The following is an 11,867-nucleotide window of genomic DNA, read 5'->3' on the forward strand; positions in this document are numbered from 1 at the left end:
CTTGGCGACCCGCCCTTACGACCCCACGGGACCGGGCGTTATCGCAACACTTCAGGCCATCAAATCAGGTATTCGGCGCGCAGGCTTTCAGAAAGCGCGGTAGGAGCGGCCTGGAATCGCCTTTGAAATGCAGGAGGAAAACCTCCGACAACCGGTCTGGGTCGAGGTCGACCTCGCCGAGCGGTGTAAAATTGTGGCTGCGGCAGGGGAAGAAGCCGACCGTGGCCCCATTTACCGAGATCGCATTGGGCCCATTGGCGGCAAAGAACCGCCAGTCGATGAGCGCGCCGAGGGCCAGTTGGTCGCCCCACCATTCGCGCAGGTCGCCGTGCTCCCGATTCCTACCGCGACGCGGGCGGATGATCGAACGGTAGCAGGCGAGCGCGGCCTCGAAGAATGCCGCGGCCTGGGCGCCACGACGGGCGAAGATCACCCCGGCATTGAAGGGGTGTTGCGGATAGGGCCAGCGCCGGTAGGTGAGCGCGATGTCGAATTCGTTCTCGAAGATCGGCCGCAGGTCGCGATTGAGGACCACATCCAGATCCAGGAACGCGGTGTCGGCGTCGCGCGCCGATGAGCAGAGATAGTCATGTTGCGCCCGCATGCGCTCGTAGATGCCGAAACGCAAGTCCAGGGGCTGGCGGATGATCCTGTCGATCGGGAGGTCGCCCGAGAGTTCCGTCGTTTCATCCGTTAGCAGGATGATCCGGGCGCCGGGGCAATGCCGGCGCGCAAGATCGAAAACCGGACCCATCAACGTCCGAAGATCGAGACCATGCGATGGCGCGCGCCACGGGCCGGCAAAGAAGAACACCAGATTGAGCCGTTCATCCGCCACGCGCCGCGCCCGCCGCAACGGCCCGATCGCGTGGCGCTCCGCCGGAAAGCTGAATTTCATCGCCTCCATGGCCCGTAGGCCAGCCCGGCCCTGTTTTCCCCGAGGGTCCAAATGTTGCGCGCGGCGGAACGCCTTGCCCGCCGCGGGACGCATTTCCTGGAACAGATGAAGATAACCGTAGGTGTTGTGGATCCAGGCCTCATTGGGCGCCATCCGGCGCGCCTTACCGAGGGCCCGCACGGCATCCGACCAGCAGCCTTGTTCCATCTTGACGCGGGCGTAGCCCGTCAAGAATTGCGCCGACCGCGGGTCTCCGACATCCACATTCTTGAGTGCGTCGGACCTACCGCTAGGCACTCCTTGCCACCCAGGACCGAGCTCCAGGCCGCGAATCGTATCCGCCGGATCCTTCCGGTCGCCGCCTTCCGCCAACGCCGCCACCGCACCGGCCAGATTGTCGGCGAGATGGGGCAGCGGAACCGAACGCAGATACAAATCACTGAACCGCTGCGCGGGTGCCGACAGGTTTTGCGCGGGCCAAATCAATCCCTCCAAAGGTCGACCCTCCTTTCGATAAGTCGTTCGAATTCCGGCACATAATCGGCAAAGTAGGTGTCGAACAGGCGTTTGCGGTCGCCCTCGTCGAGCTCCAAGGGCGGGGCGATTTCGGCATGCCGGCGAAGGGCGGACCGGGTCGCTTCCGAGGGCGCCTTCAGCACCTTCAAGCCGATCCGGGGCTGCTCGATGACGATATCGCCGTGGTCGACGGAAAATTCGCCAAAGGCTATTTGGTTTTGCCGATCGACGTAATTTCCGCGCACCGAGCCGGCTCGTTCGGCGACGTGAATCTTGGGCAAGTATCGAGTCATTTCGTGAGTTGGCTCGATGTCCGCCGCCGCGACGCCGAGAAATTCGAGCACCGACCCAAAATGGCGGTTTCGATCGGCGCCGAAGAGCTCCTCGAAGATGAGGAGCAAACAGTTCTCCCGGGGAAAGACGTTGAGGAACCGTTCCAGGTCGCGCGCATAATTGCTGGTCCAGCGATATCGGAACGCTGGGAGGGTTCGCGTGTCATCGTGCTGCAGCGCCTGCTCGAAGCTGTCGAATTCGTCGAGGCGGGCGAAATTGTGTAGGTAGTGGGAATAAGCGCGCTCCACCGGGTGGCGGAAACTGAAGATCAATTTGACCTCGTGGCCGAGCACGGAGCGGATACGTTCGGGGGCATCCGCGGCGTCGATGATCTCGGGATCGATCTCGCCAACCGCCATTTCGCCGCGCCAGAGGTCGAAATAGCGCGCCTCGTAAAAGGTGGGGCCGCGCATGTACTCGCGCATTGAGACAAAGAACTTGGTTTCCTTCTTGTTCGACACAAACACATCGGGATGGCGATCCAAGGCCTGATAGAACGAAGTCGAACCGCATTTTCGCGCCCCGACGAAGAGAAAATTGGGCAACATTTCGCACTGTCCTCTTTGAATCGGTGCCATCGGGAAACAGTCAGATTCCCAAACGCGGAGTTGCTCTTCGACGCATGACAAGAGGTCAGCGCCGGTTTCCGCGCCCGCCCTAGGCGACCACCCCGGGGCGGGCGGCGACGCGGTCGTGCCATTCCTTCAGGTGGCCGGCGTCGGCAGGAATCCCCTCCTTGATCCAAGCGGCGAATTCGACGGCGACGATCGCGGTGATGTCGGCGATCGTATAACGCGGCCCGGCGACATAGGGGCTGGCGGCGAGGCGGCGGTCGAGTTCCGCAAGGAAGTGTTTGACCCGCCGCCGTCCCCGTTCGGCGAGCTCGGGGATCTGCGGGTGATTGACGGTCCCGGTCAAGGCGCGGTCGACGAACCCCTTAGCGCTGTTGCGCAGGACATCCGCCACCGGCCCGAAGCCGTCCCATTCCATTGCCCGGTTCCACGATGCGATCACGCCCTTCTCCCGCGCGTCCTGCCCCATAAGATTGGGCACCGGAAAGGCGTCCTCGAGATAGACGCAGATCGAATTCGAATCCCACAACGTGGTGCCGTCGTCGAGTTCGAGCGTCGGGACCGTGCAGTGCGGATTGACGGCGCGGAAGGCGTCGCCGAGATGTTCGCCGGCGCGCAAATCGACCTCGACGGTTTCGATCTCGATGCCCTTCTCGGCGATGAAGATTCGAACGCGCCGCGGACTCGGCGCGGTACTGCAATCATAGAATTTCATCGCCGCCCCAATTGCAGGTTCCCGTTCGATAACAGGGAGTGGTCAGGGCGAATTCGCGGCCGCTCACGAGCGAACCGCATTGAGCCGATAGCCCCTGGAATGCATGCAGAACCGGGTCAGATCCTCCTCCTGCTCGAAGGCGTCCGGCCCGCCGTGCCAGAAGGGTACCGCGCCGACACCGTAGTAGGGCGGCATATAGCTTGAATCGTAAAAGGGCGGCGGCCAGTTGTCGATCCATTGATCGCGCCACGCCTCGTTGTTCGCATGCTGGCTGCATTCATCGATGGCAGCCTGCGTCTGGGCCTGCGAGACGCCCGGCTTCTCCCAAACCAAATCGGCGCAGCCACCGACAAGAGACATGACGGCCAAACTTAGGATAACACCTGTCAATCGTGGCATTTCGATCTCCGCGTCGCGTTGGTCTATTCGGCGCCGGCACCACCGGCGTCAGTTTAGGAGACGGGCGCCGGTTTATCGAGCCCGATCATGGGTGCCGGTCCGCGGCCGTCCATGCGGTGCGGCACCCGCGGTATATATCGTTAATTTTCAGATAGTTAAATGATCGGCGTCACTTTTTTGTTGGCCCGGTCCCGCGGCCTCCCTAGATATAGGCGCAAGCGGTCCGGTGTGGGGCGGGACCGCAAGTCTGTCTGCGTGACCGCGGTCGGTGCTTCCGCGGGGCCGACTCACAAAAGAAGGTGTGAGCAAACAGGGGTCAAGCCCGGTTTCCCGGTTCGAATACATCGGGTAACATTGGGCTGGAACCCGCGGCTGAAGGCAGGTAGAGGCATGACCGCGATTCGGGCCACAACCATCATTTTAGCTGTTGCCGTCGTTGCGCGTGTCGTGCCGGCGTCGGCGACCGACGATTTCAACGATGTGCCGTTTCTGTTCGCCAAGGTTTCCGATGCTCTCGAGACCGAGCCCACGGGTTCGCCGATAGCCTGGACCAATCCGGGGACCGGAAATTCGGGAACGATCGTGGTGACGCGGACATTCTTCCTCGGCGACGGGTCGCCGTGCCGCGATTATACGCGGACGACGGATCGATCGGGCCAGGAGCCATTAAGCGAAACGGGGACCGGCTGCCGAGAGGCGGACGGGCGCTGGATGCTGAAGGAAACGGCACCGCCGAGCAGCGGTCCGACGCCTCTGGTCGCCACGCCATCCGAGTCCGAGGTGCGGGTGACGCCCCTGCCGTCGCCGCCGCTTACGCCGCCCGCGGAAACGGCGCCCTCCGTGGTGGCGCGCTCGGAGCCCGCCGCAACGTCACCACCACCCTTGCCAAACCCGGCCAAATCGACGACACAATCGACGGCGAAGAAGATTCCAAAGATCTCCTCGACCACGATGCCGAGCAGATCCGATTAGGCCTGTTTGGATCTGGTAAATGTCGGTGGAAAAATCGATCTCCTCCTCATCCGCCCCGAGCGGCCTGCCGCCCCGGCACGTCGTATTGTCGCCGGGCCAACAGCTGAACGGCTATCTCGTTCACGCGCAGATCAGCCAGGCACCGCACGCCTTCACCTATTCCGGCATCGAGAGCCATAACAATCATCCCGTTGTGATCCGGCTTTCGCGTCCGGATCCGGACAGCCAGGAAGCGGTTCGTCGCGAAGCGCAGACCCTGGGCCGCATCCGCCACCCCGGCTTGGTGCGCATGGTGGGGACGTCGACGGTGGCCGGATTGCCTTACATCGTACTCGACCGCGAGGACGGAATTACCCTGGACCGGATCATCCCGGTTCTCGGCGGCGCCATCGCGCAAAGCACGGTCCGGGATCTCATGCTGCGCATCCTCGACGCGCTCGAGGTCGTACACGCGGCCGGATTGGTTCATTGCGATCTGTCGCCGTCGAACGTCCTCGTTCGTCCCGACGGCTCGCCGGTGCTGCTCGACTTCGAAGCGGCCCAGGTGCCGGCGGAAATGGATGTCGTGCGATCCTTCGTCGATGTCACGCCGGGTTATGCCGCGCCGGAACTGTACTCGCTCGATGCGCAGATTGGTCCGTGGACCGATTTCTACAGCGTTGCCGCCATTGCCTATAGCCTGCTGACCGGGAAAGCGGCACCCGACGCCACTGAGCGTACCGAATCGAGACTGCTCGAGGGCCTCGACGCCGAGCAATGCTCGCCGTCTTTCGCCGCCGTGATCGATAGTGCCTTGGCGTTGGCACCGGATAGCCGGCCGGTCGCTGTCAAGGTTTGGCGCGACGCGATTTCGACCGTGGACGCGCCGTCCGATAACGGTAAGGTGACGACGCTTTCGAACGTCGTGCGCCGGGCGCAGGAGGAGACTGTCGAACTCCCCGCCAGCGACGATTTTCCGTCGACGATTCGTGTCGAGATTGCGGACGAGCCCGAGGCCGCCGAGGTCCGCGTCCCCGCGCTCACCGCCACCCCGGGGGACCGGTCGAGCCGTGCACCGCTTCCGGAGATCACGCGGCATCATCGGTCCGGCGGCGGCGGTCGCGTTTTTCTCACCTTGGTCGTCGTTGCCGCGATCGCCGCCGGCGGGTGGTTCGGCTGGGAATATTACCGCTGGTGGTCGAAGACGGAGTGGACGGTCGATGCGATCGGCAGCGCCGACGCGGCGACCATCGCCGAGGCGATCGAAAATGCCCGGCCCGGATCGGTTATCCGCGTGCGCTCGGGCATCTACCGCGAAAGCCTGACCATCGACAAGCCGATCAGCCTGATCGGCGAGTCGATAGAAGGCCAGCCGGTCATGATCATTCCGCCGGCCGGCCGGTGTCTCCTGGTGTCCGCCGGCAGCGGGATCATCGACGGGCTGACTTTCGAAGGCGGTGATGGCACGAGTCCCTGCATCGATCTCGCCTTCGGCGATGTTGAGGTCGCGAACAATGTGATCGCCAACTGGAAAGGCACCGGCATGCGCCTGCGCGACGGCGGAGCCGCCGCCATACGCGGCAACCAAATGCGCGACGTCGACGGCGTCGGCATCTTGATCGAGACCGGGTCCGGCGGCGCCATCGAAGGAAACCGTATCGAGCGCAGCGGCAAGGCCGGGATCAAGGTTCGCGGCGGTTCGGCGCCGACCGTATCGGGAAACCATATCGAGGGCAGCGGACAAGGCGGTTTGGTGATCGAGGGCGGCAGCAGCGGCGGCTATGCCGACAACGTGATCGTCGCCGGCAAGGCCTCGGGCATCGAAGTCCGCGGCGGCGCCAACCCGATCGTCGTCGAAAACCGCGTCGGCTCGGCCGGGGAGGCGGGTATCTTCGTCTACGAAGGCGCTCGCGGCCGGTTCGCCGGGAACCAGATCGTCAGCAGCCGCCTGTCGGGGGTGATTATCGCCACCGGCGCGACGCCGGCCTTCGAAGGCAACGAGATCCGCGACAACAGGGAGCATGGCATCGCCGTGCTCGGCGGTGCCGGAGGCGAGCTGAGCCAGAACGTCATCAAGCAGAACCGGGGCCATGGCGTCGCCCTGGGCATCGGCAGCACCGCCACGCTCAAGGACAACGTGATTGAAGGCAACCGCGAGCCGCAGGTTCAAGAGGGCGAAATGGAAACCACGGAATCCGACGCGGCACGGTGAGATTGCGAAATGACGAACGAAGGATACGCGGATTGAAGACACTGATCGTTGGCCGCAGTTCCCATGCGGATATCGTCGTCGCCGATGGTTCGGTGGCGCGCCGGCATATGGAGATCGTGGTGACCCGCGACGGACGCTACTACGTCACCGATTGCGGTACCGAAACCGGAACCTGGCGCGTCGTCGGCATGCAGGACGACAAGGAGGTGTGGGAGGAAACCCGCCAAAGCTTCGTGCATCCCGACCAGCCTTTGCGGCTCGGTTCGTTTCAATGCACGCTGAATTCGCTGTTTGCCAAGCTCAGCCCGATCACCGTCGAGGAAGGCGGTGGCAGCGGGGGGTATCGCGACGAGGCCGGGAAGGCGACGCCGCGGCCCCGCGGCCCGGTCGCGCGCGATCCGCGCACCGGTGAAATCGTGCGCCGGAGGCTCTAGGCTTGGCCGCGGAAAACGGATCGGTTACGGCCACCGCGGCGCGTGCCCGGCCGCGTGTGCGGCGGGTTTTTTCCTATCCGGTCGTGTTGATATTGTGCGTGCTGCTGGCGGTCGCCGCGATCTGGGGCATGCAGACGGTGCTGTCGCCGACCTGGGCCGCGATCTTGCTCGACCTCGGTCGCGAAACCTATCCGTTGACGGTTCAAAACATCATGTGGGTGGTGTTCGCGGTCGGCTTCGGCGAGTTGTTCGTGCGTTGGCGCGAGGCGCGCGACGAGCGTCGCCAACTCGCCGCCGGCTACCTGCCCGAGGACGAAAGCACCGTGTTGCAGGCGCCGGATTTGCGCCAGATCTATGCCCGCGCGCGGGCCACGTCGATGTCCGACGGTCCGGCGTCGGGGCGCTTCCTGCCGCGGCTCATCCAACGGGTCGTCTTGCAGTTCCAGGCCAGCGGCTCGGTCGAGCAATCGAGCACGTTGCTCAACTCCAGCCTCGAACTGTTCCTGCACGAGATCGACCTGCGTTACAGCATGATCCGCTATATCGTCTGGGTGATCCCGAGCCTGGGCTTCATCGGCACGGTGATCGGCATTTCGCTGGCCCTCGGTTTCGCCGGCCAGGTCGACCTTCAGGATCCGACCCTGCTCGCCGAACTGACCAAGCGGCTCGCCGTCGCCTTCAACACGACGCTGTTGGCCCTGGTCATGTCGTCGATAATCGTGCTGGTCCAGCATGTCGTCCAGGCGCGCGAAGAGGGCGCACTCAACGAGGTCGGTCAATACTGCCTCGATAACCTCATCAACCGGCTCTATTCGGGATAACCGTCATGCTGGCGCCGCCGCGGCGAACCCTCGAAGCATTGAGCATATCCGCGCTCGACCTGTTTGCCTCGGCGCTCGGCGTCTTCATATTGATGGCGATTCTGTTGTTTCCCTACTACCTCAAGCAGCCGTCCCAGGACATCGAGATGGAGGGCGCGGTCGCCGAGTTGAGCTCGGCCAAGGCAGAAATGGAAGACATGCGGCTGTATTCGGATCAATCGGCCGACGCCATGGCCGAGGCACGCGCCGCCATGCAGGAGGCGGAACACGCATTGGAATTGGCCCAGTCGGGAATGAGCGCGGCGGCGCAGGCGCGGGATATTGCCCTCGAACGGGCGCGCGCGGAGGCTCAGAAAGTGGCGCCACCGCAGCCGCGACAGGGCAACTTCGTCATTCCCGACCTCGACCTCGTCTTCGTCATGGACACCACCGGGAGCATGGGCGAGGAGCTGCGCGACATCCAAGTCAATCTGTTCGGGATCATTCGTGTCCTGCACAAGCTGGCGCCGTCGTTGAACGCGGGCTTCGTGGCGTTCAAGGATTATGGCGACGAATATTTCACCCAGGCCTTCGCGCTGACGCCGATGAACGGTTCGAACATTCGTGCGATCCAGGGTTTCGTCGAGAAACTGGGCGCCGGCGGCGGCGGCGACAAACCCGAGCCGGTGACCGCGGCGATGAAGGTCGGCCTCGGCATGAACTGGCGGCCGAAGGCGGAAGCGCGGCTCATCGTCATCGGCGACGCGCCGAGCCACCGCGTCGATTGGCAGGAGGCCTTCGAGCTGGCCGCCGATTTCAGCGCCCAGCGCAGCGCCGACGGCAAGTCGCGCAGCATCTCGACGATCTATACGGGCAATCGGAACGCTCCCGGCGCGGCGTTCTTCAAGCGCTTGGCGGAAGCCGGCCGGGGCGACTTCGTGGTCCACCGCGGCCAGATGATCGAAAGCGTCCTGCTGTCGGTCCTCGAATCGTAGCAGGCGCAAGGCGGGAAAGGAGAAGACATGGTAGCGACGGATTTCGATTCCGGTCACGAGCTCGAATGGGGCTGGTGCCTGTCGGGCGAAAGCGCGGATGGGCAAGCAATAGAAATTACCATCGGCGAAACCGAGCTGTCCCGTGCCGAGGCCGGTGTCGCCATCGGCCGCCATCCAATGTTGTGCGAATACGTCATCGACGATCCCGGCGTGTCGCGCCGCCACTTCCGTCTCAGCCGCAGCGCCGACGGCCTGCTCGTCGAGGACGTCAATTCGCTGAACGGGACGCGGCTCGACGGCCGCGCGCTGTCGCCGTTCGAGCCGGTCGTCGTCGAGGACGGCCAGCATCTGACCGCCGGCCGCGTCCGCCTGGCCGTCAGCCGCTTGGCCGATACGCGGTAGGCGGCGGCCGAGGGCCTTATGAGACGGCGCAATCGAAGCTTGGTCGTATTCAACCTGTCGGCGATGGACCTGCTGGCCATGGCGACCGGGGTGTTCGTCCTGCTGGTCGTCATGCTGATGCCCTATTACCAACGCAGCTTCGACGCCAACGCGGATATCGCCGACGTTCGCGCCGACATCGAGCGCGCCGAATCGGAAACCGAAGCGCTGCGCAAGGGCGCCGCGGCCGACGGCCGCTCGGCCGATCAGTTGCTGGCCGCCGCCGCTGCGCTCCGCGCCCAGGCCGCCAGCCAGCAGGATGCGGTCGCCGCGCTCCGCGCCCAGGCCAAGGCGGCCGAGGCACGGGCGGCGCGCGCAACTAAACGCGCCGACGACCAGGAGGTAACCTCCAACCGCAAGATCGTCGGCCAGTTCGACCTTGTCTTCGTCGTCGATACCACGGCGAGCATGAAGCCGGTGCTCCGGGATCTCAGCCTATCGATCGGCGGGATCGTCCGAATCCTCGAGCGGCTGGTCGATTCGCTGCGGGTCGGTGTGGTGGCGTACCGCGATTACGATTTCAGGCCGGGATGGGTGGTCCGCGACCTGTCGCCGACGCCGACGGCGACCCGGGCCGGGGTGATCTACGATTTCATTTCGGGCCTGAAACCGCCCATCCGGGGCGGCTACACGCCGCGCGAGGCGGTCTATTCCGGGCTCCAGCAGGCGCTGTCGATGGCGCTCCGCTCCGGCGCCAAGCAGGCCATCATCGTCATCGGCGACGCCGCGCCCCATCGCGAAGAGGAGGCGGCGACGCTCAATCTGGCGCGCAATTTCGCGCGCAGCGGGCCGCGGCGGACGCTGTCGGTGCTATTCGTGTCGACCCCGTCCTACCGTCATTTCGGCGACGGCGACGACCGCTTCTTCGCCGAATTGGCGCGTGCCGGCGGCGGCAAGTTCAGCACCCATGGCGGGCAGATGATCGAGAGCGTCCTGCTGTCGGTGCTCGAAGGCTAAAGGGCGCCGGGCGCCGACAACGCGGCGCGGTGGAGATGCCGAAGTCACGGCTTCGCGGCCCAGGCCTCGATTTCGACCAGATAGTCCGGCGCCGCCAGGCCGTCGACGATGGCCAAGGTCGAGGCCGGTAGCGCGCCGTCGCCCAGCACTTTTTGACGCGCCGCGCGATAATCCGCGATAAAGCGCGAATCGGTGAGATAGACGTTGAGCTTGACCAGGTGCGCCTTGGCCATCTTGTTGGCCTTGAGGCAGGCCAAGATGTTGCGAAACGCCTGCTCGGCCTGCCGCTTGGCGCCGCCGGCGAGCCGGCCCTTCGCGTCCACGCCGAGTTGTCCGGAAATCGCCAGCCACTCGGCATTGGGCGGCACCCTTACGGTGTGGGTGTAGGGGGCCAAAGGCGGGTGGATCGTTTTCGGGTTCATCGCTTCGTTCATGGTCTGGGTTCCCTGTGATTGGCCGTAATGGCGAAGGCCGGTCGCGATCTCGATTTGGCCGCGAAAAATTCAGTCCAAAAAGAAGGCTCGAATATCGTCCCAATCGCTCGACAGTTTGGCGGTGATGTGATCGCCGAACTTGGCCAGCGTGTTGGCTTCCCAGTCGGAATGCCAGCTCACGTCCCGGCCGGTCTGCGGCAGCCGCGGAATCAGGACGAATTTCCGCAGCCGGGAATCGGATATGGCGGTACTGAATTCGTCGCCGCTGACCCACTCCTGATCCTTGTCGGACAGCCCGCGCGGCGATGTCGATACATCGGCCAGCCAATTCTCGACATGGCGCGCGCGCACATAGGCGAGCGCGGCGTGGACGGCGTCTCTTACCCGCGTTCCTTCATCGTTTTCGCTGAACCATTTCAGATAAACGGCCCCGAGATCCGGACGATATGAAACCTCAACAAGATCGGCGGCCGTATGAATTGTCTCTTTGTTCATTCGGAACTCCCTCCGCGGACCCGCAGTCGAGCCCATTCCACGCTCGATCGCAAGCGCGAGCCGATTTCGTGGAATGAACAAAATCGGATCAGCGGGTCATAGCTGTCATGCCCGGCCACGACTTGCCGTTGCAGGGGGCGGTCTGATACTCTTGTTCGGGCGAGGCAGATCTCGCGGCTTCGGGAGGCTTCGGATGGCACGTTGGGCAAAGGTCGCCCGCGGTTTAGGTGTCGCGCTGACGGCGTCGGCAGCGGAAGCGACCGGCACCGCTGCCGCGGATTCGAAGCTCGAGGGGACATGGCTCGCCCATGGCGCGACGATCGCGGGCGAGGCCGTTCCGAAAATCGTCGGCCAACGACTGAGCCTCACGGGCGGCCGGTTTCGAATCACCAAGGAAGGCGAATTGCTCTACGGGGGAAGCTTCAGCGTAGACGCCAGCGCCGAGCCGCCGACCATCCGGTTTGACCAGAACGAGACCGAGACGCTCGCCGGAATCTGGCTCGGCATCTACGAACGGGTCGGGGACACGCTGACCGTTTGCGACAATGCCCCCGACATGGCGAAGCCGCGCCCGAAGAGCTTCGGCGACTGCGACGCGGCCGGTTACGTCTTGATACACTTCACGCGCCACAGCTGATCGCGACGTTCCAGCGCCTGCGAGGCGAGGAACGCGAGCTTTGCGGCCCGTGGATTTTCTTACCGCGCCATCGATCGT

General features: G+C 64.3%; 14 protein-coding genes. 8 read left to right on the plus strand and 6 right to left on the minus strand.

The genetic code is table 11. The annotated features are described in order from the left end of the window. Nucleotides 1-64: 64 nt before the first annotated feature. The 4 genes from GY791_07980 to GY791_07995 form a co-directional block, all read right to left on the minus strand. Complete coding sequence (locus tag GY791_07980; GenBank protein ID MCP4328358.1) at nt 65-1,393, minus strand: hypothetical protein; 1,329 nt, start codon at nt 1,391-1,393, stop codon at nt 65-67. Continuing rightward, nucleotides 1,381-2,295, minus strand: a complete 915-nt coding sequence (locus GY791_07985) for a sulfotransferase domain-containing protein (protein ID MCP4328359.1) — start codon at nt 2,293-2,295, stop codon at nt 1,381-1,383. Before GY791_07985 ends, GY791_07980 begins: the two co-directional genes overlap by 13 nt. 109 nt (nt 2,296-2,404) lie before the next feature. Next, entirely contained in the window at nt 2,405-3,034 is a 630-nt protein-coding gene (locus GY791_07990; GenBank protein ID MCP4328360.1) for a glutathione S-transferase family protein, read from the minus strand. A 63-nt stretch (nt 3,035-3,097) separates the two neighbouring features. Next, nucleotides 3,098-3,433: a hypothetical protein gene (locus tag GY791_07995; GenBank protein ID MCP4328361.1), complete on the minus strand. Its 336-nt coding sequence runs from the start codon at nt 3,431-3,433 to the stop codon at nt 3,098-3,100. A 390-nt stretch (nt 3,434-3,823) separates the two neighbouring features. On the opposite strand from GY791_07995, the gene GY791_08000 reads away from it, so the two are divergent. Genes GY791_08000 through GY791_08030 form a run of 7 tightly spaced genes read left to right on the plus strand, consistent with a single transcriptional unit; the run spans nt 3,824 to nt 10,223 of the window. After that, nucleotides 3,824-4,405, plus strand: coding sequence for a hypothetical protein (locus tag GY791_08000; GenBank protein ID MCP4328362.1), 582 nt, complete (start codon nt 3,824-3,826; stop codon nt 4,403-4,405). A gap of 19 nt (nt 4,406-4,424) precedes the next feature. Then, nucleotides 4,425-6,596 carry a protein kinase gene (locus GY791_08005; GenBank protein ID MCP4328363.1) on the plus strand — a complete coding sequence of 724 codons (2,172 nt, stop codon included), beginning with the start codon at nt 4,425-4,427 and terminating at the stop codon, nt 6,594-6,596. A gap of 32 nt (nt 6,597-6,628) precedes the next feature. Further along, complete coding sequence (locus tag GY791_08010) at nt 6,629-7,030, plus strand: FHA domain-containing protein (GenBank protein MCP4328364.1); 402 nt, start codon at nt 6,629-6,631, stop codon at nt 7,028-7,030. Between the two features lie 2 nt (nt 7,031-7,032). After that, the gene (locus GY791_08015; GenBank protein MCP4328365.1) at nt 7,033-7,851 is read left to right on the plus strand and encodes a MotA/TolQ/ExbB proton channel family protein; all 819 of its coding nucleotides are present in this window, start codon (nt 7,033-7,035) and stop codon (nt 7,849-7,851) included. 5 nt (nt 7,852-7,856) lie between these two features. After that, nucleotides 7,857-8,825, plus strand: coding sequence for a hypothetical protein (locus tag GY791_08020; GenBank protein ID MCP4328366.1), 969 nt, complete (start codon nt 7,857-7,859; stop codon nt 8,823-8,825). Nucleotides 8,826-8,852: 27 nt separating this feature from the next. Continuing rightward, nucleotides 8,853-9,227 carry an FHA domain-containing protein gene (locus GY791_08025; protein ID MCP4328367.1) on the plus strand — a complete coding sequence of 125 codons (375 nt, stop codon included), beginning with the start codon at nt 8,853-8,855 and terminating at the stop codon, nt 9,225-9,227. An 18-nt stretch (nt 9,228-9,245) separates the two neighbouring features. Then, nucleotides 9,246-10,223 (plus strand): VWA domain-containing protein, encoded by a 978-nt coding sequence (locus GY791_08030; GenBank protein MCP4328368.1) that lies wholly within the window; start codon nt 9,246-9,248, stop codon nt 10,221-10,223. Between the two features lie 44 nt (nt 10,224-10,267). On the opposite strand, the gene GY791_08035 is transcribed toward GY791_08030, so the two are convergent. Further along, nucleotides 10,268-10,657, minus strand: coding sequence for a RidA family protein (locus GY791_08035; GenBank protein MCP4328369.1), 390 nt, complete (start codon nt 10,655-10,657; stop codon nt 10,268-10,270). 69 nt (nt 10,658-10,726) lie between these two features. Beyond that, nucleotides 10,727-11,152: a hypothetical protein gene (locus GY791_08040; GenBank protein MCP4328370.1), complete on the minus strand. Its 426-nt coding sequence runs from the start codon at nt 11,150-11,152 to the stop codon at nt 10,727-10,729. Nucleotides 11,153-11,345: 193 nt separating this feature from the next. Here GY791_08040 and GY791_08045 point away from each other — a divergent pair, with 193 nt between their 5' ends. Then, on the plus strand, nt 11,346-11,789 hold the full coding sequence (locus GY791_08045; GenBank protein ID MCP4328371.1) for a TIGR03067 domain-containing protein: 444 nt from the start codon (nt 11,346-11,348) through the stop codon (nt 11,787-11,789). Nucleotides 11,790-11,867 lie beyond the last annotated feature (78 nt).

The sequence above is a fragment of the Alphaproteobacteria bacterium genome, assembly GCA_024244705.1.
In the GTDB taxonomy this organism is placed as follows: domain Bacteria; phylum Pseudomonadota; class Alphaproteobacteria; order JAAEOK01; family JAAEOK01; genus JAAEOK01.

Excerpts from the sequence above, each read along its gene's own strand:
- GY791_07985 (MCP4328359.1), bottom strand. The coding sequence starts at position 2,295 with ATGTTGCCCAATTTTCTCTTCGTCGGGGCGCGAAAATGCGGTTCGACT.
- GY791_07990 (MCP4328360.1), bottom strand. The coding sequence starts at position 3,034 with ATGAAATTCTATGATTGCAGTACCGCGCCGAGTCCGCGGCGCGTTCGA.
- GY791_07995 (MCP4328361.1), bottom strand. The coding sequence starts at position 3,433 with ATGCCACGATTGACAGGTGTTATCCTAAGTTTGGCCGTCATGTCTCTT.
- GY791_08000 (MCP4328362.1), top strand. The coding sequence starts at position 3,824 with ATGACCGCGATTCGGGCCACAACCATCATTTTAGCTGTTGCCGTCGTT.
- GY791_08005 (MCP4328363.1), top strand. The coding sequence starts at position 4,425 with ATGTCGGTGGAAAAATCGATCTCCTCCTCATCCGCCCCGAGCGGCCTG.
- GY791_08020 (MCP4328366.1), top strand. The coding sequence starts at position 7,857 with ATGCTGGCGCCGCCGCGGCGAACCCTCGAAGCATTGAGCATATCCGCG.
- GY791_08025 (MCP4328367.1), top strand. The coding sequence starts at position 8,853 with ATGGTAGCGACGGATTTCGATTCCGGTCACGAGCTCGAATGGGGCTGG.
- GY791_08030 (MCP4328368.1), top strand. The coding sequence starts at position 9,246 with ATGAGACGGCGCAATCGAAGCTTGGTCGTATTCAACCTGTCGGCGATG.
- GY791_08035 (MCP4328369.1), bottom strand. The coding sequence starts at position 10,657 with ATGAACGAAGCGATGAACCCGAAAACGATCCACCCGCCTTTGGCCCCC.
- GY791_08040 (MCP4328370.1), bottom strand. The coding sequence starts at position 11,152 with ATGAACAAAGAGACAATTCATACGGCCGCCGATCTTGTTGAGGTTTCA.
- GY791_08045 (MCP4328371.1), top strand. The coding sequence starts at position 11,346 with ATGGCACGTTGGGCAAAGGTCGCCCGCGGTTTAGGTGTCGCGCTGACG.